This is a genomic window from Paenibacillus sp. S-38, assembly GCF_049942825.1.
Taxonomy (GTDB): domain Bacteria; phylum Bacillota; class Bacilli; order Paenibacillales; family NBRC-103111; genus Paenibacillus_G.
In genome coordinates, this window is the sequence record NZ_CP187970.1 from 7,437,360 (window position 1) to 7,464,128 (window position 26,769).

Genomic DNA, 26,769 nt, shown 5'->3' on the forward strand with positions numbered 1-26,769 from the left:
TCACCCCCTATGGTTATCCGATTAGCGTTACATATGCTTCGATGAGATCCGCCCCGTAAGCATAGGCGATCAGCGCACCCGCGGCCAGGTAAGGGCCGAAGGGAATATGCTGCTTCGGCTTCACCAGCTTCAGCAGCATCAGCGTGCCGCCGACCAGCGAACCGAGCAGACAAGCGAGTATAAAAGCAAGCAGAATCTTCGGCAGGCCCAGCGCAAAGCCGAAGACGATCATCAGCTTCGCGTCGCCCATGCCCATGCCGCCCCGGGAGGCCAGTGCCACGAGAATGATGATGCCTCCTCCGGCAGCCGCCCCGAGCAGGGCGGTACCGAGGGCACTCCAGCCTTGTGCTGCGCCGGAGAGCAGGGTCGCCCCCGCCACCAGCGGGAAGAAGAACAGGAGCACCTTGTTCGGGATGAGCATGTACTTCAGATCCGAAACGGTGATGATCACGGAGAGGCTGACCAGCAGTGCGCCGGCCAGCGCTTCCCAGCTCCACCCATGCAGCGTATACACCCACACCAGCAGCCCACCTGTCGCCAGCTCCCCGAGCGGGTACAGCGCGGATACCGGGGTGCCGCAGTGGCAGCAGCGGCCCCTCGAGAGCAGCCAGCTCAGCACCGGCACCAGATCCCGCGGACGCAGCTGTGTGCTGCAGTTCGGGCAGGCCGACGGCGGATGGATGATGGATTCCTTCGCCGGCACGCGCAGCGCGACGACGTTATAGAACGAGCCGAGCGTGACTCCCAGCAGGAAGATGTAAGCGATGATGAGCGTTGTCATGGGAACCTCCGCTTCTGTATGTCATGAAAGAGGAACCGGGAGACCCGATTCCTTGGTTGGGTGGATTATTAGTTACGTGAAAGAAGATCAGCTGCTAGAATTGGTTCCAATGGTTGATTGGTAGTGTCATCCAAGACAACATCTCTAATGTCCCCAGCATTAAATCTAACAAGGGTAGTAGTTTCATCTAAGGTGATACCTGTGCTTGGCAATGTTATCCCAGTTTGCAAAAAGTCTGCATCAATCAAATTCTCTAAAGTAATTTGGTTGTCATCCCCAATTTCTCCACCAGAGGTAATGAACAGCCTTGAAGCATCATATATTTGCCGAGCAGTTGCTCGATTGGAGTTAGTCTCTGAGTTATCGATAATACGACCAATCATCGGTACAGCAATCGCAGCAATAATCCCGAGAATCACGATAACAGCCAGGAGCTCGATCAGCGTAAAGCCTTTTTCTTCTTTCTTGAACCGCTTCAGCACGGACTTCATCATAATAAATTCCTCCAATGTGTAATAAATAGATTGATGTATGATAACAAGTGCGGTTATCCAATATTGGAATACATGCTGAACATCGGCAGCATAATCGCGGCAACGATGGTTCCCACCACGCCGGCCAGGAAAACCAGCAGCAATGGCTCAATCAGCGATTTCAGCCGGTCAACCGTATTCTCCACTTCCATCTCGTAGAAGTCGGCCACCTTCTCCAGCATCTGGTCCAGCGCCCCGGTCTCTTCCCCAATGGCGATCATCTGCGTGACCATAGGGGGGAACACCCAGGCCTTCTTCAGCGGCTCCGACAACGGCCGGCCCTGCTGCAGGGAATCCATCGAGTTCCGGATGAATCCGCCGATGACCTTGTTGCCGACCACCGACTCCACGATGTGGAGGGACTGCAGGATCGGCACCGAGCTGGAGTACAGCGACGACAGGGTCCGCGTCATGAGAGCGATCGAACCCTTTTGCTTCAGCTTGCCGAATACCGGCACCTTCAGCTGGAGATAATCCAAAGCATAAGCACCGTTCTCCGTGCGTCGTGCGGTAATGAAGGCCACCACCAGAGCCAGGACGCCCAGCACCCAGTACCACCACTGGTGCTCAATGCTGTTGCTCACGGCCAGAACCATACGGGTGACCAGCGGCAGCTCGGCGTTCATCGACTCGAACATCGAGACGAACTGCGGCACGACCGCTTTGAGCAGGTAGACGACCGCGGCGATGGCCAGGAAGCCAACGACCAACGGATACGTCATCGCGGACTTGATCTTCTCCCGGGTGACGTGCTCTTTCTCGAAGAAGCGGGCCAGCCGGTCTAGAGTCCCCTCGAGGTCACCGGTCTCTTCACCGGCCCGCACCATGTTCACGAACATCGGCGGAAAGATCCGTTTGTGCTCCTGCACGGCGTGGGAGAAGGTCAAACCTCTTACCAGGGAGCCGCTGACCTCATGCAGCGTCTTGCGCAGCGGCTTGCTCTCGGATTGCTCCGCCAGGATGTTCACCGCTTCGACGATGGAGACCCCTGCACGGATCAGCGTAGCCAGCTGGCGGAGGAACATAATGAAGTGGGCCGGTTTGACCGGGTTCCCGATATAGATCTCCGTCGACAGCAGCTGATTCTGCTGCGGCTTCAGCGAGAGGACCATCAGTCCCTGCTTGCGGAGCTCCTCCACCGCGGAGGACTTGTCCATCGCGGTCAGCGTCCCCTTCAGGGTTTTGCTGCCCCGCCGGGCTTGATAGACGAACTGCGGCATCAGGCACCGCCTTCCTGCAGATACGCCTTGGCGGCCAGCGGATCAACCAGCCCCTGCTGGAGCTGCTCCTTGATCGCCATGTCCATCGTATGCATGCCCTGCAGGCGTCCGGTCTGCATGACGCTCTTGATCTGATGCACCTTCTCCGTGCGGATCAGGTTCGCCACCGCCGGCGTGTTCATCATGATCTCGGTGACGCAGGTCCGGCCTTCGCCGCGGGGTCTAGGCAGCAGCCGCTGGGACACGACGCCGACCAGGACGGCGGCCAGCTGGATGCGGATCTGCCCCTGCTGGTGGGCCGGGAACGCGTCGATGATCCGGTCGATCGTCTGCGGCGCGTCCGTCGTGTGCAGCGTGGCGAACACGAGATGCCCGGTTTCTGCTGCAGTCACCGCCGCGGTGATCGTCTCCAGGTCACGCATCTCGCCGACGAGGATGACGTCCGGATCCTGGCGGAGCACCGCCCTCAGCCCGTCCGCGAAGCTGCGGGTGTCGCTGCCGACTTCCCGCTGGTTGATCACCGACGAGCCGTGCTTATGCAGGAACTCGATCGGATCCTCGAGCGTGACGATGTGCTTGCGCTGCGTTTTGTTAATATGGTTGATCAATGCCGCGAGCGTAGAGGACTTCCCGCTCCCCGTCGGTCCAGTCACGAGCACAAGACCGTGCGGCCTCTGTGCCAAGGACTGTACCGCCGGCGGCAGTCGCAGCTCCTCGAGCGTCGGAATCTTCGCCGGAATGGTCCGTGCGGCAAGCGACACCTTACCCCGCTGCCTGTAAGCGTTGACCCGGTACCGGGACAGCCCTTCGACTTCATAGGAAAAGTCGACCTCTCCCGTCCGGCCGAAGCGATCCGCCTGGTCCGGCGTCAACACGGCCAGAATCATGCTGGAGGTATCCTCGGCGGTTAATGGCGAACCTTCCAGCGGAAGCAGACTTCCATGTACCCGGAGTACAGGGGGGGCTCCCGCAGTGATGTGCAAGTCGGAAGCTCCGCGTTCGTGAGCCGTCCGCAGCAGTTCGTTGAATGTATGCAAGTTAGACATCTGGTGGCTCCTTCCCGCTTAATGCGCTACCGTCTCGCGAATCACCTCCTGCAAGGTGGTCGTTCCGTTCATGACCTTGGCGATGCCGTCGTCCATGAGCTGGACGAGGCCCTGCTCCAAGGCCGCGGCCCTCATCTCTTGGACCGTGGCGTTCTCGCTGATAAGCTGGCGCAGCTCTTCGCTGACGACCAGCACCTCATGGATCGCCGCCCGGCCCTGATACCCCGTCTGGTTGCAGGCCCCGCAGCCGGTTCCTTTATACAGCTTCTCGACAGCCTCCATCCCCCGGCTTTTCAGGAAGAACAGCTCCTGCTCCGTGGGCGCGTGGGGCTTGCGGCACTCCGGACAGATCCGGCGCACGAGCCGCTGGGCTACAACGCCGACCAGAGAGGAAGCGATCAGATACGGCTCGATGCCCATGTCCCGGAAGCGGGTGACGGTACTGATCGAATCGTTCGTATGCAGCGTCGACAGAACCAAGTGACCCGTCAGCGACGCCCGCACCGCGATCTCCGCCGTCTCGGTATCCCGGATCTCCCCCACCATGACGATGTTGGGATCCTGCCGGAGAATCGAACGAAGGCCGGCAGCGAAGGTCAGGCCGATCTGGGAGTTCACATGCACTTGATTAATGCCCTCGAGCTGATACTCCACCGGATCTTCGACAGTGATGATATTCGTATCTTCTTTATTGAGATGACTCAGTGCGGAATATAGCGTAGTCGTTTTCCCGCTTCCCGTCGGTCCCGTAATCAGCAGGATGCCGTAAGGCTGGGCGATCATCTCTTTGAACACGGTGATATTGCGTGAGCTGAAGCCCAGGTTGTCGATCGGCTTCACTCCAGTGGTGAGATCAAGCAGACGAAGCACGATCTTCTCGCCATGAATCGTCGGCAGTGTAGATACCCGGATATCGACGGTCTTGAAGTCGACATTCACCTTGATCCGCCCGTCCTGAGGCAGACGCCGTTCGGCAATATTCAGCTTCGCCATAATCTTCAGCCGCGCCGTCAGGAAGCCCTGCATCTGCTTAGGAATGACACGCTCCGTACGCAGGAATCCGTCCACCCGGTAGCGTATGACGACGTTGCTCTCGCCCGGATCGACGTGAATATCCGATACCCTCAGCTGTACGGCCTGCTGGATCATCTTGTTCACCAGCCGCACGATCGGCGAATCCTCGCTGGTGATCTCCGTCTCTTTGATTTCATCTGCCGTCGTGATCTCGCCCATCATCTGACTCATGGAGTCCTGCAGGCCGTAGTGCCGTGCGATGGCTCGCTGCAGCTCGTCCTTACTTGAGATGGCGGGCTCGATCCGGAAGCCGGTGGTCATCCGCATCTCTTCGATGGCGAAGTAATCCAGCGGGTCGGCCATGGCCACCATCAGCTTGCCGCCGTCCTTCTGAAGCGGAATGGCCTGGTACCTTCTGGCCATGCTCTCCGGAATGATCTGCGTAATGGCCGGGTCAATCTGGAATTTATAAAGCGAGACGTGCGGAATTCCAAGCTGGAATTCAAGCACCTCGATGAGCTGCTGTTCCGTGATATAGCCCTGCGTAATGAGCAGGTCGCCGAGCTTCTGTTTCGTGTTGCGCTGCTCGGCCAACGCCTCTTTCAACTGATCCTCCGAGATAATGCCGCTCTCGACGAGCAAATCCCCGAGTCTCTTCTTGACCAGAGCCATGTGGCACCACTCCAAATCGGTTTCTTACTCTTTATATCGGACATTCCTCGGCAGAGTTGAACCCGAATTTCTGGAATCAAGGAAATATCGACCTTGTCGATATATTGTCGAATTATGTCGAATTAATTCTATTATATCTTCTAAATTTATCGTAACCTACTCCCTCTCCTTCCTCCATAACAAAAATCACATAAACCGAAAAAGACTGACGCACTGTGGTTTTAACCAATTTATAGCAAGAAAACAATCCTATATTATCCCTTTTGAAAGTAGTACAATAGAACTATTCATTATGCTCAGGCTTTTGACGTTAATTGGGTAGGACTATATTCATCATTGGAGGGACATCATGCGAATAACGGGGCACTTATGGCATCGAATCCTATGCCGCCTGCTCGTATTTACACTTCTGCTCTCATCCCTGTCAGCAGTGGGAATTCGGCCGTCCGAAGCCTATGCGGCGGATGAAGTGGTGAAAACCAGAATTCTGGAGATTACGGACAACGGCGCATCGGATTTGAGCGGCATCCTGGCGGGGCAAAGTTCTTCGGTGGAGCTGACAACGCTTCGGATGAAGAAATTCGTGGCGCTTCGTGAGGAACTCGACGGACGTTACGACGCCATTTATATTGGTAAAGGGACTTACAATCCTGCAGGATTACCGGCTTACACCGGCACAACACAGAACCACAATACAACGAACCTGCAGAATGACATTACCAACCTGAAAGCCAAAGAAATTATTGATAACTTCGTGAATAAAGGACTTCCGGTTATCCTGCACACAGATGTTCTTAATCAAGTACTGACCGGCAAACTGTATACGGCCTTCAGCCCTTACAACAAACCGGCTACCGCCAAAGAGAACGTGATCTTTGTTGCAAATGCGGATATCGCAAGCTATACCGCTTTTACTGCGAAAACGAAATTCGTCGAGCGCTCAGCCGTCCGGCCGCGCTTTACGCTTACGGCCCAACCGACCGATTACACAACAAACAACGATTTTATGTATCAGGACGGGGATTCGCTTACTTTCAAGTTCGATATTAAGAACGTTGCGGATGTGGCCAAGCGGGGACTGATCGCCAACCTGTACATCAGCGCCGATCAGGTGCTGAGCACCAGTGCGGAACAGCTCGTAGCCTGGGCGCCTGTAACGAAGCAAACGGGGAATGTACTGAGCTTCCAGCTTCCCAAAGGCTTCTCGGGACTGCAATACTGGAAGTTGGAGATTGTGGAAGGCTCCACGCTGACGAAGCTCAAAGACGTCAAGTCCGGTGTTTTCCGCTTCCGGGACGAAGTGACACGGATTAATGTGCTGCAGATTCTTCCCAAAAGCTATTCAGACCCGCTTAAACTGGGAATTGATTCGAACAGCTCTTTGAAGACCGAGTCCAATATCAAGCAGGGCTACCTGAAAAGCGACGACTATGTGATTACCATCGACACGATGAGCATTCTTGACTTCAATACAACCGGGTATGCCACGCTGAACGGGAAATATGACATGCTCATTTTCGGATTCCGGGATGAGTACAACACTTACGCTCCTATTAACGAGCAGGCTTCCAAGGCGGTACAGACCTTTATTAATACAGGACAAGCGGTCATGTTCACGCACGATACCATCTATACGAACAGCAATTCCGCCAACTGGATGAATTATTTTCAGGCCGCTACCGGGCAGATTGCCCCGCAAACCAACATGGGATTAAGAGCACCTAATACTTCAACGTCCGTCATCAAGGTAAATGAAGGGCTCTTAACCCAGTTTCCTTACGCATTAAGCAGCAGTACCTCGGTCAATCTTACGCATAACCAGTACTTCACCCTGGATCTGGAAGACCGGGACGTTGTGCCTTGGTACAATATCACCGGAAGCTCCCGGGATGTAACGGACAGCTGGAATCACTATTACACTTACTCCAAAGGAAATGTGACCTACTCTGGAACAGGTCACAGGAATACCGGCTTCCCGGATTGGGAGCAGCGGCTCTTCGTCAACACCATGTTCCGTGCTTATATCGGCTCGAACCACGCTCCGGTCATTACGGCTTACGCGCCGGCTGTCTACACGTCGACCGACAATAACATCATCCCGGCGGGCCAGGATATCTATATCAGCTACAAGGCGGAAGACTACGATCTCAATGATCGCCAGCTGACCACTTCCGTCACGTTCGCCTACGACGGCAAAATGCAAACCGTACTGCCTACCGTTCAGAAGTCGTCCGGCGAGATGGTTTCCCAAGGCTTCTCCAATCCCCTGCCAAACGGCGGGAATCTGACGGTAACGATAACGGCTACCGATGCCAAAGGCGCCACCTCCGTCAAGGAAATTGGGGTCAAGGTGGAGAAGGTAACGGCCAACCTCCAGCTAGCCCGTACGATGTCGGCTGCGAAGGTGGAGAAGAATACCCCGGCTGAGCTGTCTTACACGATAACACCAAGCCCGGTCACCTATAGCACGAGCATCAAAGAGAGCGATCTCGTTATCAAGGGTCTTCAGGTCAACGAAGTGTTCCCCGCCAACCTGGCGGTGAGCCAGCTTCCGGCCGGACCGGGCACCTTCGTTAAGGAAGGGACTCTCTCCAGCGGATATACGGTCAAAGGAACCCTGCCGGATATTTCGTACCGCCGCTCGGGCGACCAGTTCATAGCAGATCCCGTATCCTTCAAGATCAGCGTCACTCCGCAGAAGAACGGCTCTTATTTGCTGGATAATTCGAAGCTGACCTTTACCGACTTTGTGCTGAATCAACTCTTGAATCATAGTGTGACGCGGACGCTCCCGTTCAATACATTCAATCTGGATGCGGTCACCACGATGACCTCCCTGGAGCTCACAGGGAAGAATCTGAGACTGAATGACGAAGATCGGCTGATCCCCACCATTCTGCCGCTGGATACGAGCAATAAGAATCTTACCTGGACCTCGCTTCAGCCGGATATCGTCAGCGTAAGCCAGACAGGAATCATCAGAGGTCTAAAGGCAGGCCAGGCCACGATCAAAGCCGTCTCCCAAGATGGATCCAATCTATCGGCAACCGCAGTCGTCAACGTTATTATCCCAGGACTGAACATCATCGGTCCGGCGAACCTGTTCGTTGGCCAATCCGATTCCATGACAGCAAGCCTGCTCACAGCCAACGAGTCGCCAACGTCCTATTCGTGGTCTGTGGTGAGCGGCGCAGAGTATATCTCGCTGTCCAGCGCGGATCAGGCCACCACTGCGATTACAGGCGTCAAGCCGGGCACTGCCGCCATTAAGCTTACGGTAAAAACGGATAAAGGCGCTGAGTACAGCAGAGAGGCGGCGGTTACCGTTATGGCTCCGGAGCTGTCCATCATCGGACCAGACACCCTCTATGTGGGTGAACAGCAGGCTCTGGACTTCCGGTTATCCGAAGGCTATGAGAACGCGACTGTCTATAGCTGGACCGTGAAGGATGGCGCAGGCAACGTTCAGCTGACGAACGAGACGAAGCCTTCTGCCGTTCTGGAAGGACTGCAGGAAGGAACGGCAGCGGTGAGACTGACGATTGCCACCGATAAAGACAGCACCTATAGCCAGGACTTCGTCGTCGATGTAAAAGATCCAAGTGTGGTGATCACACCGGGTGAACGTGTTATGAATAAGGGAGAGACGCTGACTCTTAGTGCGGCGTTTCTGCCTGAGGGTCTCAAGATCCCCTATACCGTCCAATGGGCGATCGAAGAGCCGAAGAGCGGCGTCGTGACGATCGTAGACGGAGCCCAGTCACTTCAAGGATTGATTATTAAAGGCCAGAAGCCGGGTACAGCCCATGTCAGCGTCACATTGACTACTGACAAAGGCCGTTTCTATACCGACCGTACCGAAGTTTCCGTAAGAGGCATCGGCATCTCCGGCGACAGCGAAATGTACGAATTCATGCAAAGGGATTTCCTTGCGATTGCCCAGTCCGTCCCGGGTACCGATTCGTTCGTCAGCGGTATTCTGAATGCAGCTAACTCGACGTGGAGTATCTTAGGCGGAGAGGATGTCGTCGAACTTGGCCGCACGACCGGCGACAGGATCACGATCAAAGCCTTAAAGCCGGGAGAAGCACAGATCCGTATGGGACTCGGTGTACTCTCCGCCACCCAGAACATTACGGTCAAGCCGCTCCTCGAGAGCCTTGAGCTTCCCGGCAGTCTGCTTCTCATTACGGGCACGAATACCACCAAAGACTTGTGGAGCTTGCTGAACGCGAAGCTTGTTGAATCACCAGAGATTCAGCTTCCGGCCGGCTTCGATTATAAAGTGGCCCGCTTGAAAGGAAACTTGACCTGGTCGAGCTCTGATCCGTCGATCGTTTCAGTGGATTCGAACGGTGTAATCACAGCCGTAAAGAATGGTACTGCCGACATTACCGTAAAATACACCGACGCCATGAAAAATGTATTTGAGGACACAGTCCAAGTTGTCGTAGGCAGCCTTCTGCTGCAGGGCAACCACGAAGTCATGGAGTTCTCAACAATCAACATGACGGCTGGCTTTGATGCCGGTAATGTTTCGGCCGACAGGCTCGCCGAAATCACTAACGGCCTTAGCTTCCAATGGAGTACGGGTAACGAGCAGATTGCTTCCCTGAATGCCTTGACCGGCAGTGGAGTCCTGCTCACCGGCAATCAAGCCGGGGATACGGAGATCGTACTTGGCTCGGGTGAATTCTCCGTTACTCATCCGATTACCGTCAAGTCTGCTCTTAAGGGACTCGGACTGCCGGGCTCCTATAAGGTTAAGCGCGGCGCTCAAATCGACCTCTGGAAGCAGCTTGAAGCGGTTCTTGACCCAGCCATCAGCCTTCCTGCCGGCTTGAACTACAAAGATTCCCGACTGAGAGGCCATCTCTACTGGACGAGTTCCAGTCCGAACTTTGTATCGGTCACTCAGGACGGGATGGTCCAAGCTCTTAAGAATGGAACGGCCAAGATTACCGTTAAATATGTAGACCCGCTCGGGAGAAACATCATCACCGCCACCCTATCGATTATCGTCGACACGCGTGATCGGTTCTAAACGCAAGAATAAGGGCTTTGCTATCCATTATGGATGGCGAAGCCCTTTTACATATGGTAGACGGGAGCGGTACCAATACTTCCCCTTTCCGAGACAAAAAAGAAGACTCCCGCTTATTCGCAGGAGTCTTCTCCTTTTGCACATAATTTTCTTGAACCTACCTTGACCGTTATGCTGTCCACCCGCGGCAGGGCGGCTCCCTGGTTATCGAGCAGCCCCACCTTACTCTGCAGGATCATTCTTGACTTCAGCGGGGATTCATCCGGCTTGAAGAGAAGCGACGACTCGTTGCTGCTCGGTTCCGTATTACCGCGGACGGCATGAAGAATGAGTTCTTCTTTGGCAAAAAAACCGCCGCGGATCCAGAAGATCGACCCGACCCCGTAAAGTTCGGCACTCTTCTCCGTATAGAAAAAGGCGTCCAACTGATAAAGGTTATTTTCGGCTGAAGGTTTGTACTCTTCATGAATCTCATCAAAGGAGTTTACCCTTGTAATCAGAATCGATTCCCTGGAGAACAGGAGCAGCTCCTTCCCGTCCATCCCCTTAATCTTGGCATCGGATATCTCCGTGGATTGGCCGCTGTTACCTAAAGTAAAGATCGTTGCATCTATCTCTACATTGCCTTTGATGGTTAAGCTTCCTGTCACCAGGATATTGCCTTTCACCTGAATCGGGGTGGTATCATCGGAGTTGATCGTCAGGTCTCCGTTAACGATAAACCAGTTGCTTTTGTACAAATCGGAATCGGTGAAGGTTTCTTCTCGGAAATCTTTAACGTCCTGCTCATACACCAGCTGGTTGATGATGATCTGGCTGCCGGCGCCCCCGGTGTCTACTTCACTTCCTTCTGTGGTTTCGACTTCTTCTGAGGTACCGGGTGAACTGCCCTCTTCGGCATTATTCAATGTTAGATTGCCTTGAAACAGAATCGATTTTTTTAACGGCTTATTCAGTTTTTCTTCCAGGGCCCTTTTTTGTTCAGTGTAATCAGCCCAGCTTTTCTCGCTCGTATCCTCAGGGACAGGTGGATTGATGACTTCAATGGCGTAATTCGAGTTCTCTAAGTATTTCATTAGAGTTTTGCCCTGGCTGTTTGATCCGTCCTTATCAAATTCTTGTAGTAATTCTTTACGCTCATTTTTATCCGCATTTACTGCCTCCGCCACTTTATCAACGAAGGATTGGTTGAACTGAATATCCGCAAACGATTGATTGTACTCCACTACACTGGCTTTACCCCCTAACGTATCCCCTATACGTTTCTCGACGAGCAGCGGGTCGCTGCCCAAGGATTTGTACCTTGCGGTCCCTGTACAGCTGCCTTCATCTGTATCGCAGTACAGGATATCATCCCGGTTCTTCACAACCACCTTGCCATCCATGGTAGGAAACAGTGTACCCTCCCGATCCGGTTCGGTCGTGGACTCGTCACTGTTGTAGTAATACTCCGCTTCATCCTTGACGAGCAGCTGGTCGCCGGCGTACATATCACCAATCATATACGGAGAGCCATTCACCTTCACCTTTCCCTTGGAGCCCATAACATAATTCAAGAAGGGCGGATACGTTTCGAGTGTGATCTCCTGCACCAGCCTGCGCTCCACGCCGCCTACAACGGCCTTGGCGATGACTCTTAGGACGCGTCCCTTATTTCTCTCTCCTGCATCTTCAATGGCCTCAATGGTTCCAATCCGGTCCACCTTCGTTTCAGAAGCTTCCGCCTGTGTGCCGCCCGAATTCCCGCTGTCCGTTACCTGTACGGATTCCAATTTTGATTTAATATCCAACACGTCTTGCTGAAGACGTTCGGAAGTGATTTCTTCCTGCGGCTTTCCGTTGTACTCTTCTGCAATATAGGCCGCCGCTACATTCAAGGCCTTCTCTGCGAGATGAAGGCTCTGAACGTCATTCTCCCGCTTCACCGTCAGCTTGGCGCCCCCCACGGCGGCTCCGGTAACGGCAATACCGAGCATCGTAAACACGACGATCATAAATAAAACCAGAAGCAGGGCCGAGCCCCGTTCCTCCCGTATCATGCCCATCTCTCCTAGAATCCGAATTTGCTCTGAAGCGCAAGCTTATGCTCCCTGCCCTCATAGGTCTGCCCCAGCTCCATACGCACATCGATCAGTCCGCTGCCGCAAGCCTCCGGCTCCGGACTCCCAGGGCATTTCAATGCAATAACGGAGCCGGGGAGAAGCTTGGATCTCAACACCATATGACTTTCATCATCGGCCAATCCTTCCTCGTCACCTCCGATGTAGAGTCTCAGCCCCTCTCCATCGGTTTTCAATAAAAGGTACTTTTCCTCTTCGTTACCATCTGATAATGTATCGATCAAAGTAATGCCATCCAGCTGGCCGTTGGTACGGTTTTTATGCTTCTTGACACTATCCGCCCCAAACACGTACATTTCGTTGATAATGGCAGACATGATAAGGTCGCTCTCATTGCGCAGGTCATTCTCTATCGTCACTTTGTGATAGGCGTTGAATCCAAAGGTAATCACACCGTAGATCGTCCCCATGACCATAGACATAATCGATAGAGAGGCGATAAGCTCCACCAACGTAAGCCCGCGCTCGTCGTCTCTAATCCGCCTTACGAATGCTTTCATCGGTGATATACCCCCTAACTTCCGTTGATCGGTACTTTGTCGGCGCATCGTCCGATTTAGCCCGTACTTCGACCACGACAGGCAGCAGGTGCTTGTCGAACTGAATCGAAGAGTCCAGGCCGCCGCCCCTGACTTTGTTCTCTTTATGATAGCTTACCATGATGGTATACTCGATCCCGTTAACGCTGGGATTGAGCACATCCCACAGACCCGGGAACCGATCGGTATCGGTCAACAGAGCATTCATGCTCTTCCCTGAACAAGCGTGATCATCCCCGCAATCCTCCGTGCTGATCGTCTGAGCCGATTTATCTAGAAAGTACTGCATATCCTCAAAATTCCGTTTCTCCATATAAAACAAAGCGTTCCGCGCCAGATTGACCATAACGGTCTTGTTCTGGTTCGCCTTATTGTAAGACATCGCGTTGATGAAGAACGCAGTCATCGTGAGGCCTGCAATGGCCAGGATCACGCTCGCCGCGAGCACCTCAATCAGCGTGAAGCCTTCTTCTCCGCTTCTGAATCTCTTCCGCACAACCAACCCTCCAACCTCGATCAAAATAGGCCTTTAGTCTCACTCTTCATTGTAGCACAGGGGCCAGAAGAGCAAGGGAGTTACATTTTACCGGTGCTGGATCGGCCTGCCTAAGGCAGTCTTCCAGCGCAGACCCTATTATTTAAATCGACATTTGAGAGGCTTGGAATTAGCCTTGGAGCAAAATAAAAAGCCGGCTGTCCTCTCCCGCAGGATGGGGTTCAACCGGCTTTGGTACGTCTATCGAGTGATCAAAGTCCAAGCTTTTGCAGTTGCCGGCAGATAAGGTCACGGCCCACCACCGGCGGGTCTCAGCCCTGTCAACCCTTCAGCCCTTCAGCCCTTTAAGTCCGTCGTTCTTTGTCCGCGACTCCCGTGTGGCCGCTCCATGAGGCCTCACAGCCGCAGGCTGGCCGCCGCAGGCCTCAGATGCCGTCCGGCTTTCGGCAGCCGGAGCGTGTAATGTTGACGCCCCGGCTGGGCTTTCTCCGCCTGCAGAGCCCCGTGGGCCGGCAGCGCCAGCGGCCTTCCGAAATATTGGCGGAAGCGGCGTGCAAGCTCGCCCTCCACTTTCTCCAGTTCGTATGCTGCAGCAGCTCCGCGCCCTTCGTCGCTTCCACTCCGGATCCCTTGCATCAGGCGCTTCCTCTGGTCAAGCAGGGTTACAAACAGGTGCAGAATCATAAGTATCACTCCCTTCGTGGAATGGCCGGCGAGGCCCTGAACTGAATGCAGAACAGCCTCTGCCGGATCGCCCGGCAGAGGCTGTAAATGGGTGCATACCTTTGCCGGACAGGCAAAGGTCTCGCTAACAACGTGGTCAACGTCGCATACAAAGCCGGAGGCGGTGAGGCCACGGAATGACGACTTTGCGTGTACTAGCTACTCCCCTTTGAGAGTATTCAGTTGGTGTTACCAGCAATATAACAGAGCCGCGGGGCCGGTGTCAAATCCTACGGGATACCCGGCCATGAAGCTCCGGCAGCACCTCGGCCGCCCGTCCCTGGATAAAAGCGTGGAACCGGTCCTCCTGTCCCGTACGCTCCGCGCCGATGAGAATCAGCCGGCCCTTCGTCATGTACGGCAGCTGGTTCGCCGGATACACCTGCAGGCTGGTGCCGACTACCAATACGGCGTCCGCCGCCTTGATCGCTGCCAGCGACACGTCCCACGCCTCCTCCGGCAGCTTCTCGCCGAACAAGACCACCTTCGGCCGCAGCCGGCCGCCGCAGTGCCCGCAGGCTTCGCGGCTCAGGAAGGCCTCCTCGGCGGCCTCCCGGCGGCAGTCATGGCAGCAGAACTCGCGGATCGTTCCGTGCAGCTCCTGCACCTCCCGGTTCCCGGCCGCCTGGTGCAGGCGGTCGACGTTCTGCGTCGCGATAAGCGTGAGCCGTCCCTGCTCCCCCCAATCCCGCAGCACCGTATGCCCGGCATGCGGGCGGATGCCCTTGAGATGCTCCACACGCGCAGCATAGAACTCGTGGAAAAGTTCATAATTCCCCTCGAGTGCCTCCACGGTCGCAACTGTGCGGGGATCGATCTTCCGCCACCAGCCGGAGGGGGAACGGAAGTCCGGCACGCCCGCATCGACCGAGCATCCCGCTCCGGTCAGCACGACGAGCGAACCTGCAGACGCGATCATCTCTGCCGCTTGGTCCAGCATGTCCCTTCCACCTCCCTTGAAAAATAAAAACGCCTATAGCAGCATATACAATTCCTGATGCCTGCCAGAAAAACCCCAAGCCCCGTCAGTCTTAATCGATGTACCACGATGAGCCCCTTCCAGCGAAAAGGTTCTCTTGTAAAAGCCAGGTCGTGCGCAGCCCCCTAAATACCGGCAAACGCCCCGGCATCATCTTCAGGCCCCCCAACAGCCCACACACGCACAGAAGCCCCGAGTCTCAGCCAAGCCAAGAGACCCAGCGCTTCTCCTAATTCCATCTGACGCGTCTCTGTGAGCTCAGGACAGCTTACGGACCCCAAGCACCACCATACCGATGCCATCGACCTGCAGCCGTCCGTCCATCCGGCGCACATGCTCGCTGCCGAATAGAACTTCCCACTCGCCGAGCTGCGGCAGAGGGAGATCATCCGTCCCGCGGTTCGCGTGATAGAGCACGTAGAGGTGCTCGCAGGAATCCCCGCCCGCATGATCGCGGAGCGTGTAAGCGACACAGCCCCCCGGCGCATCCTCGAAGTGCAGATGGCTGCGGATCTCCTCGGCCGTCGTCATCCGGAAGGCCGGATGAGCCTTGCGCAGGGCGATGAGCTCCTTCATGTACCACACGTCATGCTTGCGCTCCGCACAGCGCTGCCAGTCGAGCCGGTTGATCTCGTCCGGTGACTTATAGCTGTTCTCCACGCCCTGCTTCGTGCGCATGAACTCCTGGCCTGCATGCAGCAGCGGGATACCCTGGCTCGTCAGCACGATCGCGGAGGCCAGCCGGTGCGAAGCCCGCAGAATGTCTTCCGCTTCCCCGCCCCCGACGAAGGAGAGCTTATCCCACAGGGTAAAGTTGTCGTGGCACTCCGCATAGTTGACCGTCTGGTCCGGTTGAAGAGGGAACCCGAACGTGTACTCGTTATACGGAATCGAACCGCTGGCGCCGGTCTTGATCTCATGCTCGAGGTACCAGCCGCCGTTGACGAACCCGCGCGACGTCTTGTCGAACGTGTCGCCCTTCAGCGCGTTGCGGAAGCGGTCGTTGAACTGCGCGACCCGCGGCATCCGGCCGGCATGGAGCTGGTTCGCCCGCTCCTCTGGCGCCAAGGCGGAGTCCATCACCCAGCCTTCGCCGGTGATCAGGATCGAAGGGTCGATCTCATCGAGCCGGCGGCGGATCTCCTGCATCAGGCCCACATCATGGAGCCCCATAAGGTCGAAGCGGAAGCCGTCCATGTGGAACTCCCGGGCCCAGTACACGACGGAGTCGACGATGAACTTGCGCATCATCAGGTGCTCGGAGGCCGTTTCGTTGCCGCAGTACGACCCGTTGGACAGCGAGCCGTCTTCCCGGTAGCGGAAGTAATAGCCCGGCACGAGCTGGGCCAGATTCGCGCGGTAGCCGTCGTAGAGATGATTGTACACCACATCCTGGATGACCCGGATGCCACGGCTGTGCAGGGCCTGCACCAGCCCCTTCAGCTCCCGGATCCGGGAAGCAGGCTGATACGGATCGGCCGCATACGAGCCTTCCGGCACGTTGTAGTTCTGCGGATCATAGCCCCAGTTGTACTGCTCGCCCGGCTTCGTCTCATCCACGCTGCCGTAGAAGTAATCGTTGACCGGCAGCAGCTGCACGTGGGTGACCCCCAGATCGACGAGATGGTCGATGCCCGTGAAGATCCCTTCAGGCCCCCGCGTTCCCTTCTCGCAGAAAGCGAGGTACTTGCCTTTATGCTTCATCCCCGACTCCGGGTGAATGCTGAAATCGCGCACATGCACTTCGTAGATGATGGCATCCACGGCCGCGCGCATCGGCGGCTTCGTATCTGCGGCCCAGTTCTCCGGGTCCGTCTCCCGCAGGTCGAGGATCGCTCCCCGCTTCCCGTTGACGCCGACCGCCTTGGCATAAGGGTCGGCCGCCTCATTCCAGCCGTCGCCGATCTTCACCCGGTACGTATAGAACCAGCCGGCGAAGTCCCCTTCCACATCGAGCGTCCATGTGCCTTTTTCCGCACGGGTCATCGGCAGTTCGAGACCTGCCACCTCATCGTCCCAGGCGCGGTACAGGGCCACTACCGCCTCACCGGCCGTAGGAGCCCACAAGCGGAAGAACAGCCGCTCCCGTTTATACGTTACACCGAGGTCATCCCCTTCGTAGAAGAAGGCCTCGTCGAATGCTTTGGTGCCAACCACGAGACTCCCTGTCACTTCAGGGTCCCCGTAATGAATATGGAAATCAAGCTCATGCTGTATCGACATGTTCGTCCCTCCCGGCTTGAATTGATGATGCTGCATCGTAAAGGATAGTACTCTATTTGTCGTCACTATGGAGGAATATGTTAAGAGGCAAATTGGTAAAAGGAACCGTCGGTTTGAAAGCGTTAGCAGCAGTATCGGTCCGAATATGAAATGGTCGTATTAGGATCAGGATGCCCCAAAACATACCAAAGCATAACTCCTTCACGCTTGCTTCTGAAACGCAGCTCCCTACTCTGTAACTGCAGTACGGAATACTACAGTATATGAAACCGCCGCCAATTGGGAGCTCGTCCGCCGCCGTTTGGGCTGAACGAGCCGCCAAAATAAGCAACCCGCCTATTTACGTTGAAGGCCGGGCTGCCTCCGGGCATAGGCAGTGAAGAGCAAACCCCATGCCTAGCCGGTGAGGTATGGTTTGCCGGTCAGCCCCTGCATCCACGGCAGGTACAAAGGCTGCCCGCCTCTTTTCGTGAACCATCCGTTCTATAAGAAGCGGATTACCTTCAGCCCCCGCTGCATCCCCAAGAGCTGTGTGTTCTGGCTTCCGCCTGAAATCCATCTATGCGGTCCGTGCCGCTGTTCATCGCAGTCCCATCTCTTTTTGCCATGCCCCAAAGCTGCCGAGGATCCTGCGTTCATGTGTTCAGTATTAATGGTCCCGCGGCCCCTATGAGTCATGATCTTCAGGGCTATGGAACATACAGCGTCGCAGCGCTGTCGGTCCTGCGGGCCGGGTTCGGGGTCTCGGAGGCACCGCCCACCAAGGAGGTCTCAGTACTCCACCTTAAATGAATCTTTTCGGCCCTCTACGGCCCAAGATCCATACTACCATATTCTGTATGCCGCCAGGCAAAAAAGATAGCTGTATGTGAGCGTTGTGACAGACTCACAAGTGGAGCATCCCTTATAATGGATGTGGAAGGGTTTACCAACCACATACCCTTCCTGCGTTATTCTATACATAGGTTCCTGTCCGGTGACATAAGTATGAAGTGACGGCTCGTTTCATCCCTTATTCCCCTTTTTAGGGTTCAGCGAAGGAGGTTGTTCACCAAATATATATTTATACTTAATACTAAATTAGAATTATTATAAAAAAGTATTGATTTTTATTTGAGAATGGTTATCATAGAGTTATAGCCAAGAGCCAAACATTCCTATTACGAGGTGAACCATTTTGACTACTAATAATGACAAGAAACTCACTACCTCCTGGGGTGCCCCTGTAGGAGACAACCAGAACTCGCTGACCGCCGGCCGCCGCGGCCCTACCCTGATCCAGGATGCGCACCTCATCGAGAAGCTCGCGCACTTCAACCGGGAGCGCGTGCCTGAGCGTGTAGTTCACGCCAAGGGCGCAGGCGCACACGGCTACTTCGAAGTTACGAACGATGTAAGCCAGTACACGAAGGCTGCTTTCCTCTCTGAAGTAGGCAAGCGCACGCCGATGTTCATCCGCTTCTCCACCGTTGCCGGCGAGCTCGGCTCGGCCGATACGGTCCGTGACCCGCGCGGTTTCGCGGTGAAGTTCTACACGGAAGAAGGCAACTACGACCTCGTCGGGAACAACACGCCGGTGTTCTTCATCCGCGATGCCATCAAGTTCCCTGACTTCATTCATACGCAGAAGCGCCACCCGCAGACACACCTGAAGAACCCCAATGCGGTATGGGATTTCTGGTCCCTGTCCCCTGAATCCCTGCACCAGGTAACCATCCTGATGTCCGACCGCGGTATTCCTGCGACACTGAGACATATGCACGGCTTCGGTTCCCACACCTTCAAGTGGGTTAACGCTGAAGGCCAAGCGGTGTGGGTGAAGTATCACTTCAAGACCGAGCAGGGCGTGAAGAACATGGATGTGAACGTGGCTGCGAAGCTGGCGGGCGAGCATCCGGACTACCACACCGAGGACCTGTTCAATGCCATCGAGAATGGCGACTTCCCGGCTTGGAGACTGTACGTACAGATCATGCCGTTTGAAGACGCGAACACGTACCGCTTTGATCCATTCGATGTCACGAAGGTATGGTCCCAGAAGGACTACCCTCTGATCGAGGTAGGCCGCATGGTGCTGGACCGCAATCCGGAGAACTACTTCGCCGAGGTCGAGCAGGCTGCGTTCACGCCGGGCGCCTTCGTTCCAGGGATCGAAGCTTCCCCGGACAAGATGCTCCAGGGCCGGATCTTCGCCTATGCCGACGCTCACCGCTACCGGGTTGGCGCGAACCACAACGCGCTGCCGATCAACCGTCCTCACGTCGAGGTCAACAACAACCAGCGTGACGGCCAAATGCGCTTTGACGGCAACGGCGGAGCTTCCACCTACTATGAGCCGAACAGCTACGGCGGGCCGAAGGAATCGCCGGAGCACAGAACCGCTCCGTTCGAGGTATCCGGTCTTGCCGACAGCGTCGCTTACGACCAAGACGACCACTACACGCAGGCCGGCGATCTGTACCGCCTGCTGAGCGAAGAAGAGCGGGCCCGTCTCGTAGAGAACATCGTAGGCGCGATGAAGCCGGTAGAACGCGATGAGATCAAGCTCCGCCAGATCGGCCACTTCTACAAGGCAGATCCGGAATACGGCACACGCATTGCCGAAGGTCTCGGCCTCTCGGTACCGCAGCAGGATTAATCCGTTTCTCCTGTCTTACCTGAATCTTCTATTGCACTACTCCCGAATTCACACACTTTCCCGTATAAAGCCTTGGACATTCAGCGTCCAAGGCTTCTTTTTATGCAGGTGTATCCGCTTGACGGAGCTGAGGCTTCTGCTTCATCGTGTGTCCCCACGAATACCTTCTCAACTCACAACAAAAAAGCTCAAGCTTTCGCCTGAGCTCAACTGCCTGGTATGGATACTACTTGAACCAACCGTTCTCCTTGAACCGCGTGATTGCTTCGATCCGGTTGCTGACGCCGAGCTTGTCGAGGATCACCGAGATGTAGTTGCGCACGGTCCCGGTCGTCAGATACAGCTCCGAGGCTATCTCCTTCGTGTTCTTCCCGTCGGCGACCAGCGCGAGCACTTCCTTCTCCCGGTCGGTCAGCGGGTTCACCTGGCTGAAGTCGCCGTCGACCAGCTCCGCCGCGTAGATCCGCCGGCCAGACATGATGCTGCGGATCGACTCCGCCAGCTCCTCGCTCGGGCTGTCTTTGAGCAGGTACCCGTGGGCACCGGCCTTCAGCGCACGCTCGAAGTAACCGGAGCGGGCGAACGTGGTCAGGATCAGCACCTTGCAGCCGCTGCCCTTGAGCTCCTCGGCGGCATCAAGCCCGCTCTTCAGCGGCATCTCGATATCCATCACGCAGATATCCGGCTTATGCTCGTGCACCAGCTTGACGGCATCTTCACCGTTGCCGGCGCGGCCCACGACCTCCATATCTTCTTCGAGGTCGAGCAGCGAAGCCAAGGCACCCAGCAGCATCCGCTGGTCCTCGGCGATGACGATTCGAATCATAGGCCCGCCTCCGTCTCCGGTGGACTGAACATATTCGGCACCCGGATCGTTACGAGGACTCCCCCCTCGGTCCGGATGTCGAGGCTTCCGTTCACAAATTCCAGCCGCTCCTTCATCCCCCGCAGGCCGTTGCCCCGGAAGCACACCCCATCCCCCGCCATGCCGATCCCGTTATCCTTCACCCGGATGATGAGGTCGCTCGGACCCGGTTGGATGGTCAGCGTGCAGGCGGTCGCCCGGCTGTGCTTAACGATGTTGGTCACGGCTTCCTTCACGCACATGCTGAGCACGTTCTCGGTAAGCAGCGAGGTGTTATCGAGCTTCGGGTCCCCTTCCAGCGTGAACTCGATCTCGGCGGCCTTCAGAATCTGGCGCACCCGGAACAGTTCCTCTTCGAGCGAAGTGCCGCGCATCTGGGTCACCATCTCGCGTACTTCCTTCAGCGCACTGCGGGCCGTCTGCCGGACATCGTTGATCTCGCCGAGCGCGCGGTTCGGGTCCTTGCGCACCAGCTTGCCGGCCAGATCGCTCTTCAGACCGATCAGCGACAGCTTCTGTCCCAGCGTATCGTGCAGATCGCGGGCGATCCGCTGGCGCTCCTCGAGCTTCACAAGTTCCGAGATCCGTTTGTTCGCATCCTCGAGCTGCCCCTGCAGCTTGTCACTCCGGTTCCTATTATACGTCGTCACCGGAAGAAGAATGACGGCGAGCAGGGTAATCAGCACGAACGGCAGCTGCGAGATGAATACGGGATTGCGGGAGACGAACTCGAGATTGACCGTGACGATCGTGCTCGTCAGATGGATCGTATAGAGGACCATGAACCCTGCGCGGTGCTGCAGATTGCCGATGAAGAAGGCAATGAAGAGCGAAAAATAAACATAGCCGAACAGCAGGGTCATGGCGATGGAGATCACGATCTGCAAGGTGGTCCAGAAGTAGATCAGCCACCCTCTCGACACGAACGAGAGCACATAACAGACGAAGAACACCACAATCATGACAATCCCGCTGACGACTTCATAGGTAGAGGACGATCTGAATATAAAGTAAAAGGGCAGGATATAGAAGACGACCCATACATAAGGGCTCAGGCCCGTATTCCGTTGAAAAATCTGATACCACTTCTGCATGGCCGCCCACCCTTTTGGATTCACTGCTATCCATTCCATTGTAGGCCAGGCTTACTCCCCTTGCAAGCCCGGGCGCTGTCCCTTCAAACGGTCCGTGACCGATTCGGAGGTGCTGCGCGGCAGCTTCATCTCGCGGAACGAAATAAAGTTCTTGGCCTGCTCATCCCACAGCTTGAACTTCAGCGATTGGAATGAAGTGCGAAGCGTAATGGTTGTGGCCTTCTGCAGCGGAGGCGTCGCGTTGTGCGCCTTCTCCAGATTGTAGTTCGGCACTTTGGGGCTCAGGTGGTGCACATGGTGGAAGCCGATGTTGCCGGTAATCCACTGCAGCAGCTTGGGCAGCTTGTAGTACGAGCTTCCTTCGACAGCCGCTTTGACATAACTCCATTCTTCCTCATGCTCGAAGTAGGAATCCTCGAACTGGTGCTGGACATAGAACAGCCAGATGCCGAGCAGACCCGATACGAACATCACCGGAAGCTGCACCATCACGAATGCCTGCCAGCCGATCAGCCAGATCATCAGAGCGTACAAACCCACAAGGACCACATTCGTCATGTAGGTGTCCATGCGTTCCTTGCTCTTCGCACCCTTGCGGTTGAACCGGTACTGGAACAGAAAGACGAAGATCGGACCCAGGCCGAACATCACCAGCGGATGGCGGTAGAAGCGGTAGGAGAGACGAAGCCACAGCGGCGCAGCGGCATATTCCTCCACCGTCATGATCCAGATGTCGCCGATCCCCCGCTTGTCGAGGTTGCTGCTCGTAGCATGGTGGATGGAGTGGCTGTTTTTCCACTGCTGATATGGACACAGTGTAATTACACCCAGGATGAAGCCGACCGTGTCGTTGGCCAGACGGCTCTTGAAGAACGATTGATGGCAGCAGTCGTGGAAAATAATGAACGTGCGCACCACAAATCCGGCGGTGACGACTGCGATCGGCAGAGTCAGCCAGTAGGATACGGACAAGCTCAGGTAAGCCCCGTACCACAGCAGCAGCATCGGCACTACGGTATTGAGCAGCTGGCGGATACTCGCTGTGGTATCGGTTTGCTCGTAAGGAGCGACCTTCTTCTTCAGCTCCGCAATGTTGTTCGATTGTTTCATCGCAAGCTTTCCTCCTCGAATCATCACACATATGAACGAAAGTAACGTCAGACGCGTCGTATTGTAGTTTTATTATAGAAAACGCGCTTCATTCGTCACAGTCATACACGTCATGACGAGGACATGACACTTGTCATATAACCTGGTCTTAGATGCAAGTAATGGAAGATTCATCCAATTACTTACCGCAGCACTTCTTGAACTTCGCTCCGCTGCCGCAGGGGCACGGGTCATTGCGTCCGACTTTCCTGCCCGTTGCAAAATCGATGACCGTCCCGCCTGCACCCGCCTCCGCCTGCGGCTCAGGCTCACTTAGCCGACGCAGCTCTACAGGGCTGTACCCCTTAAGAACCCACTGCTTGGTGTTGTTATGAAGCGGGACGAGATACTGCATGAACGCTTCCATCAGCTCCAGGCTGTCGATCTCCAGTTCGTCCTGCAGCATCTTGAGGATCTCCCCCGGCCCGTCTCCGAGCTGGATGGCAAATACACAATTCTCCACGATCCCATCCGCTTCTTCCTTGGACAGCTCGTAGCCTTTCCGGATAAAATCAACAAAAGCACGGTACAGCGCATGCCGTTCCACATAATCCGGATCGCTGGCCAGAAGCAGCTGCTCCTTCGAGAACGGATAGAAAGGCACATCCTTGCGCAGACGGTGTTCCTCCAGGATATGTTCCGGATCGTCTACATCGATATGCACCCAGCCTGAACTTACTTGTCTGACCACATGATGAAACTTCTGTGATTCGGTCAGCAGCTTCACGTATTCATGCAAGGTAAGATAGATTGTCGTGTAGGACTTCAGCAGTGCTAACAGCTCGTATGGCTTGAGGCAGCCATAGTAGTAGAGCATGCCCTGCGTCATCTGAATCCACTCCGTGTTTTGGCGGATCCGAGCCCGCAGCTCGGCCGTATCCGCCGCCTTGAAGGCTTGGACCACCTCCTGCGGCATGGCGAGAACCGGCTTTCCTTTATACGCCCCTGTGAAGACCAGGCCATGTTCCCTCAGATAACGCAGCTGCTCTCTCTCCAGCTCGACATAGCCCTGTCCGCCGCGATCCGCCAGCTTCTTGAGAATGCCATAACGGGTCTCGTCCCACTGCGCAAGCAGCCAGGGAAGCAATTCGGGAATCCGCTCCGTTAGCAGGTCCGTGAGATCCTGCTTCTTGAGTGCAGAGGCACCCTCGATCCCCAGGTTCGATCGGATCTCCGAAAGTTCATGCTTGGTCAACTGCGGCAGACAGCCGCCAAGCGACAAGGGCAGCGCGAAGTCCGCCCACAGCTTCTTATCCTCCTTCTCCTTCATTTTCCTGCTCATTTCCCTCGCCCTCTCCAGGGCCTCCAGCAGCATTCTCTGCTCTTTGGAGTTTAGAGGCTTGTCCATGGTTCCGTTCACTCCTTTTCTCCACTCCATTGTGGCGTATCCGTTCGAAGCCGGGTATAGGCTTCACTCTGCCAGCCCGCTGCCCTCGAAGGAGCGGATGATCTCTCTTGCGTTATCCGAGATCGGCGTGCTTCGGCCGGCCGCCTTATCTACCAATACGATCGCTCCGCGGCCGGCAGCCTTGATATTCTCCCCCACCACCAGCGCGTACTCGATGTCCATCGAAGAGCGGCCGAGCTTCGCCACCCGGACATGCAGCTGCAGCGGGTCTCTCAGGAAGATTTCGGCGAGATACTTGCACTCGAGGTCCGCGACCACGGATACTTTCTCATCGGTAAACAGCTCTCCGGTCAGCCCGAGATTCTCGAAATATTCGATGCGTCCCTGTTCAAAATACATAAAATAGCTCACATTATTGACGTGACCCAAGAGATCCGTCTCGCAGTACCGGACTTTGATAGGGGTATGAAAATGAAATTTCTCCAGCCACTGCTGCGGATCGGGGCCGATAAACGAGGCTCTGCTCATCTTGGTGAATCTCCTTTCGGGTAGTTCAACATTCGCTTTCCCCATTATATCCCCTTTGCCGGCCCAAACAAAAATAAAACCGAACCCTGCCGCGAAGGCAGAGCCCGGTTGTCACTTGTGGAAATGGCTGCGAGGGTCGCTGCCATTCCCGATTCGCTGCTTAATTCACGCGTTCAAAAATCCACTGCTGCACCGTGTTGTTGAGATCGGACCACTGGCCGATATTGCCGCCGTCTGCCAGCGAACCGTTCGTCACGTCGAGCAGCTTGCCGCTGTTGCGGTTCTTAATCTCGAAGTACTGGTTGTTCGTCGAGACGAAGCTCCACTGCTGGTTGGTCGCGCCCGTGTTCGGCCACTGGATGACATCCGCCCCATCCGCCGTCGAGAGGTTGAGCACATCCGCCACCTTGCCGCTGTGGCTTGCGCGCAGCCGGAAGAAGCCGCCCGATACCGGGTCCAGCGCCCAGCGCTGGTCGCCGGTGCCGTTGTAGGTCCACTGCAGGATGTTCGCACCGTCTGCGGTTGAAGCAACGTCGACAGCCATCACCTTGCCGCTGTTGCGGTTCTTGATGCGGTAGTAGATATCGCTTGTGCCCTCACCCGAAGGTCTGGTCACTGCCGCGGCCGGATTGACCGGCGTGCCGAAGACCGGTGTGTCGCCGTTCCACGTGATCTTCTGAATCCGCGTCGTGCGCTGGTCCGCGCAGCCTTGGCCCGTGCCATCGTTCGCATGGTAGACGATCCAGTCTTCCGTGCCGTCCGGGGACTTCACGAAGCTGTTGTGGCCGGGGCCGAACACGGAGGCCGTCTTCTGGAACACCGGGCTCGCGCTCTTCGTCCAATTGCTCGCTACGGTCAGATCGGCCGTCAGGTTCGCGCTGAGCAGGCCGAGCTTGTAATCGTCCGTCCAGCAGCCGCTCGCGGAGAAGCTCAGGTGCACCTTGGAGCCGTGCGTGATGAAGGCCGGTCCTTCATTGACCGGGGAGCCGGAGGTCTCCCACGAGTTCGTCGGCGTGGAGATGACCGTCCCGCGGCCGGAGATCGCCGTCGGGGAGCTCATCTTCGCGATCATGATGCGCTGCGGCTGGTTCGGCGCAATCTCGGACCAGGCGATGTACAGCTGTCCGTTGATATTCGCTACCGTGTGGTCGATGGACCAGTAATCCGCCGTATCCTTCAGCTTGATCGGCGCGGACCACGTCCCCTCGAGCGGATTCGCGCTCGTGTTCTTGATCACCCACATCCGCTGATTCGGCGTGTTGGCTTCACTGCTGCCGGCGCTGAAGTAGAGATACCATGCGCCGTTGATGTAGTTCAGCTCGGGGGCCCAGATGTTGCCGGAATAGCAATTCGAGCCTGTGCAGTACGCCGAAGACTTTGTGAACACCGTCTTCCGCGTGCCGTTGCCGATCCCTGTCAGTGAGCTGGAGCGCGAGATGTCGATTTTATCCCAGCCCTGCGAGGTGTGAACGAAATAGTAGTAGCCGTCCGTATGCTTCATCACGTGGGGATCGGCCGAGGAATAAGGCGCCACCGGGTTGATGAACGTCGTCGATGCCGCGCTGGCCTGGAACGGGAACGCCGCCACCATCATGATGAAAGCGATTGCCATAGTGAGCATGCGGTGGGTTTTTCTTTTTTTCATATGATTGCTGCCTCCTTCACGTGTCTCGTATTCTTCCTGCGTCTGATGCCGTACTTGAATGCTTGAGATGAGGTTTCCGGAACATGCGGGATGTCTGAGGATCCTTCCTCCC

Annotated in this window: 19 protein-coding genes; 2 read left to right on the forward strand and 17 right to left on the reverse strand. The window is 55.9% G+C overall.

All coding sequences use genetic code 11. The features are described 5' to 3' along the window. Positions 1-13: 13 nt before the first annotated feature. The 5 genes from ACP26L_RS32375 to ACP26L_RS32395 form a co-directional block, all read right to left on the reverse strand. Positions 14-781, reverse strand: coding sequence for a prepilin peptidase (locus ACP26L_RS32375; RefSeq protein WP_426449717.1), 768 nt, complete (start codon positions 779-781; stop codon positions 14-16). Positions 782-849: 68 nt separating this feature from the next. Then, on the reverse strand, positions 850-1,275 hold the full coding sequence (locus ACP26L_RS32380; protein WP_426449718.1) for a type II secretion system protein: 426 nt from the start codon (positions 1,273-1,275) through the stop codon (positions 850-852). Positions 1,276-1,328: 53 nt separating this feature from the next. Further along, positions 1,329-2,534 carry a type II secretion system F family protein gene (locus ACP26L_RS32385; RefSeq protein WP_426449719.1) on the reverse strand — a complete coding sequence of 402 codons (1,206 nt, stop codon included), beginning with the start codon at positions 2,532-2,534 and terminating at the stop codon, positions 1,329-1,331. Beyond that, positions 2,534-3,580 carry a type IV pilus twitching motility protein PilT gene (locus tag ACP26L_RS32390; protein ID WP_426449720.1) on the reverse strand — a complete coding sequence of 349 codons (1,047 nt, stop codon included), beginning with the start codon at positions 3,578-3,580 and terminating at the stop codon, positions 2,534-2,536. Before ACP26L_RS32390 ends, ACP26L_RS32385 begins: the two co-directional genes overlap by 1 nt. Positions 3,581-3,598: 18 nt before the next feature. After that, positions 3,599-5,266, reverse strand: a complete 1,668-nt coding sequence (locus tag ACP26L_RS32395) for a GspE/PulE family protein (RefSeq protein ID WP_426449721.1) — start codon at positions 5,264-5,266, stop codon at positions 3,599-3,601. Between the two features lie 472 nt (positions 5,267-5,738). Here ACP26L_RS32395 and ACP26L_RS32400 point away from each other — a divergent pair, with 472 nt between their 5' ends. Next, positions 5,739-10,310 carry a DUF5057 domain-containing protein gene (locus ACP26L_RS32400; RefSeq protein ID WP_426449722.1) on the forward strand — a complete coding sequence of 1,524 codons (4,572 nt, stop codon included), beginning with the start codon at positions 5,739-5,741 and terminating at the stop codon, positions 10,308-10,310. A 113-nt stretch (positions 10,311-10,423) separates the two neighbouring features. Here the strand turns inward: ACP26L_RS32400 and ACP26L_RS32405 are convergent, their stop codons facing one another. The 6 genes from ACP26L_RS32405 to pulA form a co-directional block, all read right to left on the reverse strand. Beyond that, positions 10,424-12,349 carry a hypothetical protein gene (locus tag ACP26L_RS32405; protein ID WP_426449723.1) on the reverse strand — a complete coding sequence of 642 codons (1,926 nt, stop codon included), beginning with the start codon at positions 12,347-12,349 and terminating at the stop codon, positions 10,424-10,426. 11 nt (positions 12,350-12,360) lie between these two features. Next, positions 12,361-12,930 (reverse strand): PulJ/GspJ family protein, encoded by a 570-nt coding sequence (locus tag ACP26L_RS32410; protein WP_426449724.1) that lies wholly within the window; start codon positions 12,928-12,930, stop codon positions 12,361-12,363. Next, on the reverse strand, positions 12,905-13,465 hold the full coding sequence (locus ACP26L_RS32415) for a type IV pilus modification PilV family protein (RefSeq protein ID WP_426449725.1): 561 nt from the start codon (positions 13,463-13,465) through the stop codon (positions 12,905-12,907). Before ACP26L_RS32415 ends, ACP26L_RS32410 begins: the two co-directional genes overlap by 26 nt. 396 nt (positions 13,466-13,861) lie before the next feature. Next, positions 13,862-14,149: a hypothetical protein gene (locus ACP26L_RS32420; RefSeq protein ID WP_426449726.1), complete on the reverse strand. Its 288-nt coding sequence runs from the start codon at positions 14,147-14,149 to the stop codon at positions 13,862-13,864. A 262-nt stretch (positions 14,150-14,411) separates the two neighbouring features. Continuing rightward, positions 14,412-15,128, reverse strand: a complete 717-nt coding sequence (locus ACP26L_RS32425) for an SIR2 family NAD-dependent protein deacylase (RefSeq protein WP_426449727.1) — start codon at positions 15,126-15,128, stop codon at positions 14,412-14,414. A 297-nt stretch (positions 15,129-15,425) separates the two neighbouring features. Beyond that, positions 15,426-17,390 carry a type I pullulanase gene (pulA, locus tag ACP26L_RS32430; protein WP_426449728.1) on the reverse strand — a complete coding sequence of 655 codons (1,965 nt, stop codon included), beginning with the start codon at positions 17,388-17,390 and terminating at the stop codon, positions 15,426-15,428. A 1,177-nt stretch (positions 17,391-18,567) separates the two neighbouring features. Between pulA and katA the strand changes: the two genes are divergently transcribed. Further along, positions 18,568-20,028: a catalase KatA gene (gene katA / locus ACP26L_RS32435; RefSeq protein WP_426449729.1), complete on the forward strand. Its 1,461-nt coding sequence runs from the start codon at positions 18,568-18,570 to the stop codon at positions 20,026-20,028. Positions 20,029-20,254: 226 nt separating this feature from the next. On the opposite strand, the gene ACP26L_RS32440 is transcribed toward katA, so the two are convergent. The 6 genes from ACP26L_RS32440 to ACP26L_RS32465 form a co-directional block, all read right to left on the reverse strand. Then, positions 20,255-20,854 carry a response regulator gene (locus tag ACP26L_RS32440; protein ID WP_426449730.1) on the reverse strand — a complete coding sequence of 200 codons (600 nt, stop codon included), beginning with the start codon at positions 20,852-20,854 and terminating at the stop codon, positions 20,255-20,257. Further along, positions 20,851-21,987, reverse strand: coding sequence for a sensor histidine kinase (locus ACP26L_RS32445; protein WP_426455186.1), 1,137 nt, complete (start codon positions 21,985-21,987; stop codon positions 20,851-20,853). Before ACP26L_RS32445 ends, ACP26L_RS32440 begins: the two co-directional genes overlap by 4 nt. Positions 21,988-22,038: 51 nt before the next feature. Continuing rightward, complete coding sequence (locus ACP26L_RS32450; RefSeq protein ID WP_426449731.1) at positions 22,039-23,097, reverse strand: fatty acid desaturase; 1,059 nt, start codon at positions 23,095-23,097, stop codon at positions 22,039-22,041. Positions 23,098-23,275: 178 nt separating this feature from the next. Further along, on the reverse strand, positions 23,276-24,484 hold the full coding sequence (locus tag ACP26L_RS32455) for an SEC-C metal-binding domain-containing protein (protein ID WP_426449732.1): 1,209 nt from the start codon (positions 24,482-24,484) through the stop codon (positions 23,276-23,278). A 63-nt stretch (positions 24,485-24,547) separates the two neighbouring features. Beyond that, positions 24,548-25,012: an acyl-CoA thioesterase gene (locus tag ACP26L_RS32460; protein ID WP_426449733.1), complete on the reverse strand. Its 465-nt coding sequence runs from the start codon at positions 25,010-25,012 to the stop codon at positions 24,548-24,550. A 160-nt stretch (positions 25,013-25,172) separates the two neighbouring features. Further along, on the reverse strand, positions 25,173-26,657 hold the full coding sequence (locus ACP26L_RS32465) for a family 43 glycosylhydrolase (protein WP_426449734.1): 1,485 nt from the start codon (positions 26,655-26,657) through the stop codon (positions 25,173-25,175). Positions 26,658-26,769: the final 112 nt, after the last annotated feature.

Excerpts from the sequence above, each read along its gene's own strand:
- ACP26L_RS32425 (WP_426449727.1), bottom strand. The coding sequence starts at position 15,128 with ATGCTGGACCAAGCGGCAGAGATGATCGCGTCTGCAGGTTCGCTCGTC.
- ACP26L_RS32375 (WP_426449717.1), bottom strand. The coding sequence starts at position 781 with ATGACAACGCTCATCATCGCTTACATCTTCCTGCTGGGAGTCACGCTC.
- ACP26L_RS32465 (WP_426449734.1), bottom strand. The coding sequence starts at position 26,657 with ATGAAAAAAAGAAAAACCCACCGCATGCTCACTATGGCAATCGCTTTC.
- ACP26L_RS32460 (WP_426449733.1), bottom strand. The coding sequence starts at position 25,012 with ATGAGCAGAGCCTCGTTTATCGGCCCCGATCCGCAGCAGTGGCTGGAG.
- ACP26L_RS32380 (WP_426449718.1), bottom strand. The coding sequence starts at position 1,275 with ATGATGAAGTCCGTGCTGAAGCGGTTCAAGAAAGAAGAAAAAGGCTTT.
- ACP26L_RS32445 (WP_426455186.1), bottom strand. The coding sequence starts at position 21,987 with ATGCAGAAGTGGTATCAGATTTTTCAACGGAATACGGGCCTGAGCCCT.
- ACP26L_RS32420 (WP_426449726.1), bottom strand. The coding sequence starts at position 14,149 with ATGATTCTGCACCTGTTTGTAACCCTGCTTGACCAGAGGAAGCGCCTG.
- ACP26L_RS32390 (WP_426449720.1), bottom strand. The coding sequence starts at position 3,580 with ATGTCTAACTTGCATACATTCAACGAACTGCTGCGGACGGCTCACGAA.
- ACP26L_RS32395 (WP_426449721.1), bottom strand. The coding sequence starts at position 5,266 with ATGGCTCTGGTCAAGAAGAGACTCGGGGATTTGCTCGTCGAGAGCGGC.
- ACP26L_RS32405 (WP_426449723.1), bottom strand. The coding sequence starts at position 12,349 with ATGATACGGGAGGAACGGGGCTCGGCCCTGCTTCTGGTTTTATTTATG.
- ACP26L_RS32440 (WP_426449730.1), bottom strand. The coding sequence starts at position 20,854 with ATGATTCGAATCGTCATCGCCGAGGACCAGCGGATGCTGCTGGGTGCC.
- ACP26L_RS32385 (WP_426449719.1), bottom strand. The coding sequence starts at position 2,534 with ATGCCGCAGTTCGTCTATCAAGCCCGGCGGGGCAGCAAAACCCTGAAG.
- ACP26L_RS32455 (WP_426449732.1), bottom strand. The coding sequence starts at position 24,484 with ATGGACAAGCCTCTAAACTCCAAAGAGCAGAGAATGCTGCTGGAGGCC.
- ACP26L_RS32410 (WP_426449724.1), bottom strand. The coding sequence starts at position 12,930 with ATGAAAGCATTCGTAAGGCGGATTAGAGACGACGAGCGCGGGCTTACG.
- pulA (WP_426449728.1), bottom strand. The coding sequence starts at position 17,390 with ATGTCGATACAGCATGAGCTTGATTTCCATATTCATTACGGGGACCCT.
- ACP26L_RS32450 (WP_426449731.1), bottom strand. The coding sequence starts at position 23,097 with ATGAAACAATCGAACAACATTGCGGAGCTGAAGAAGAAGGTCGCTCCT.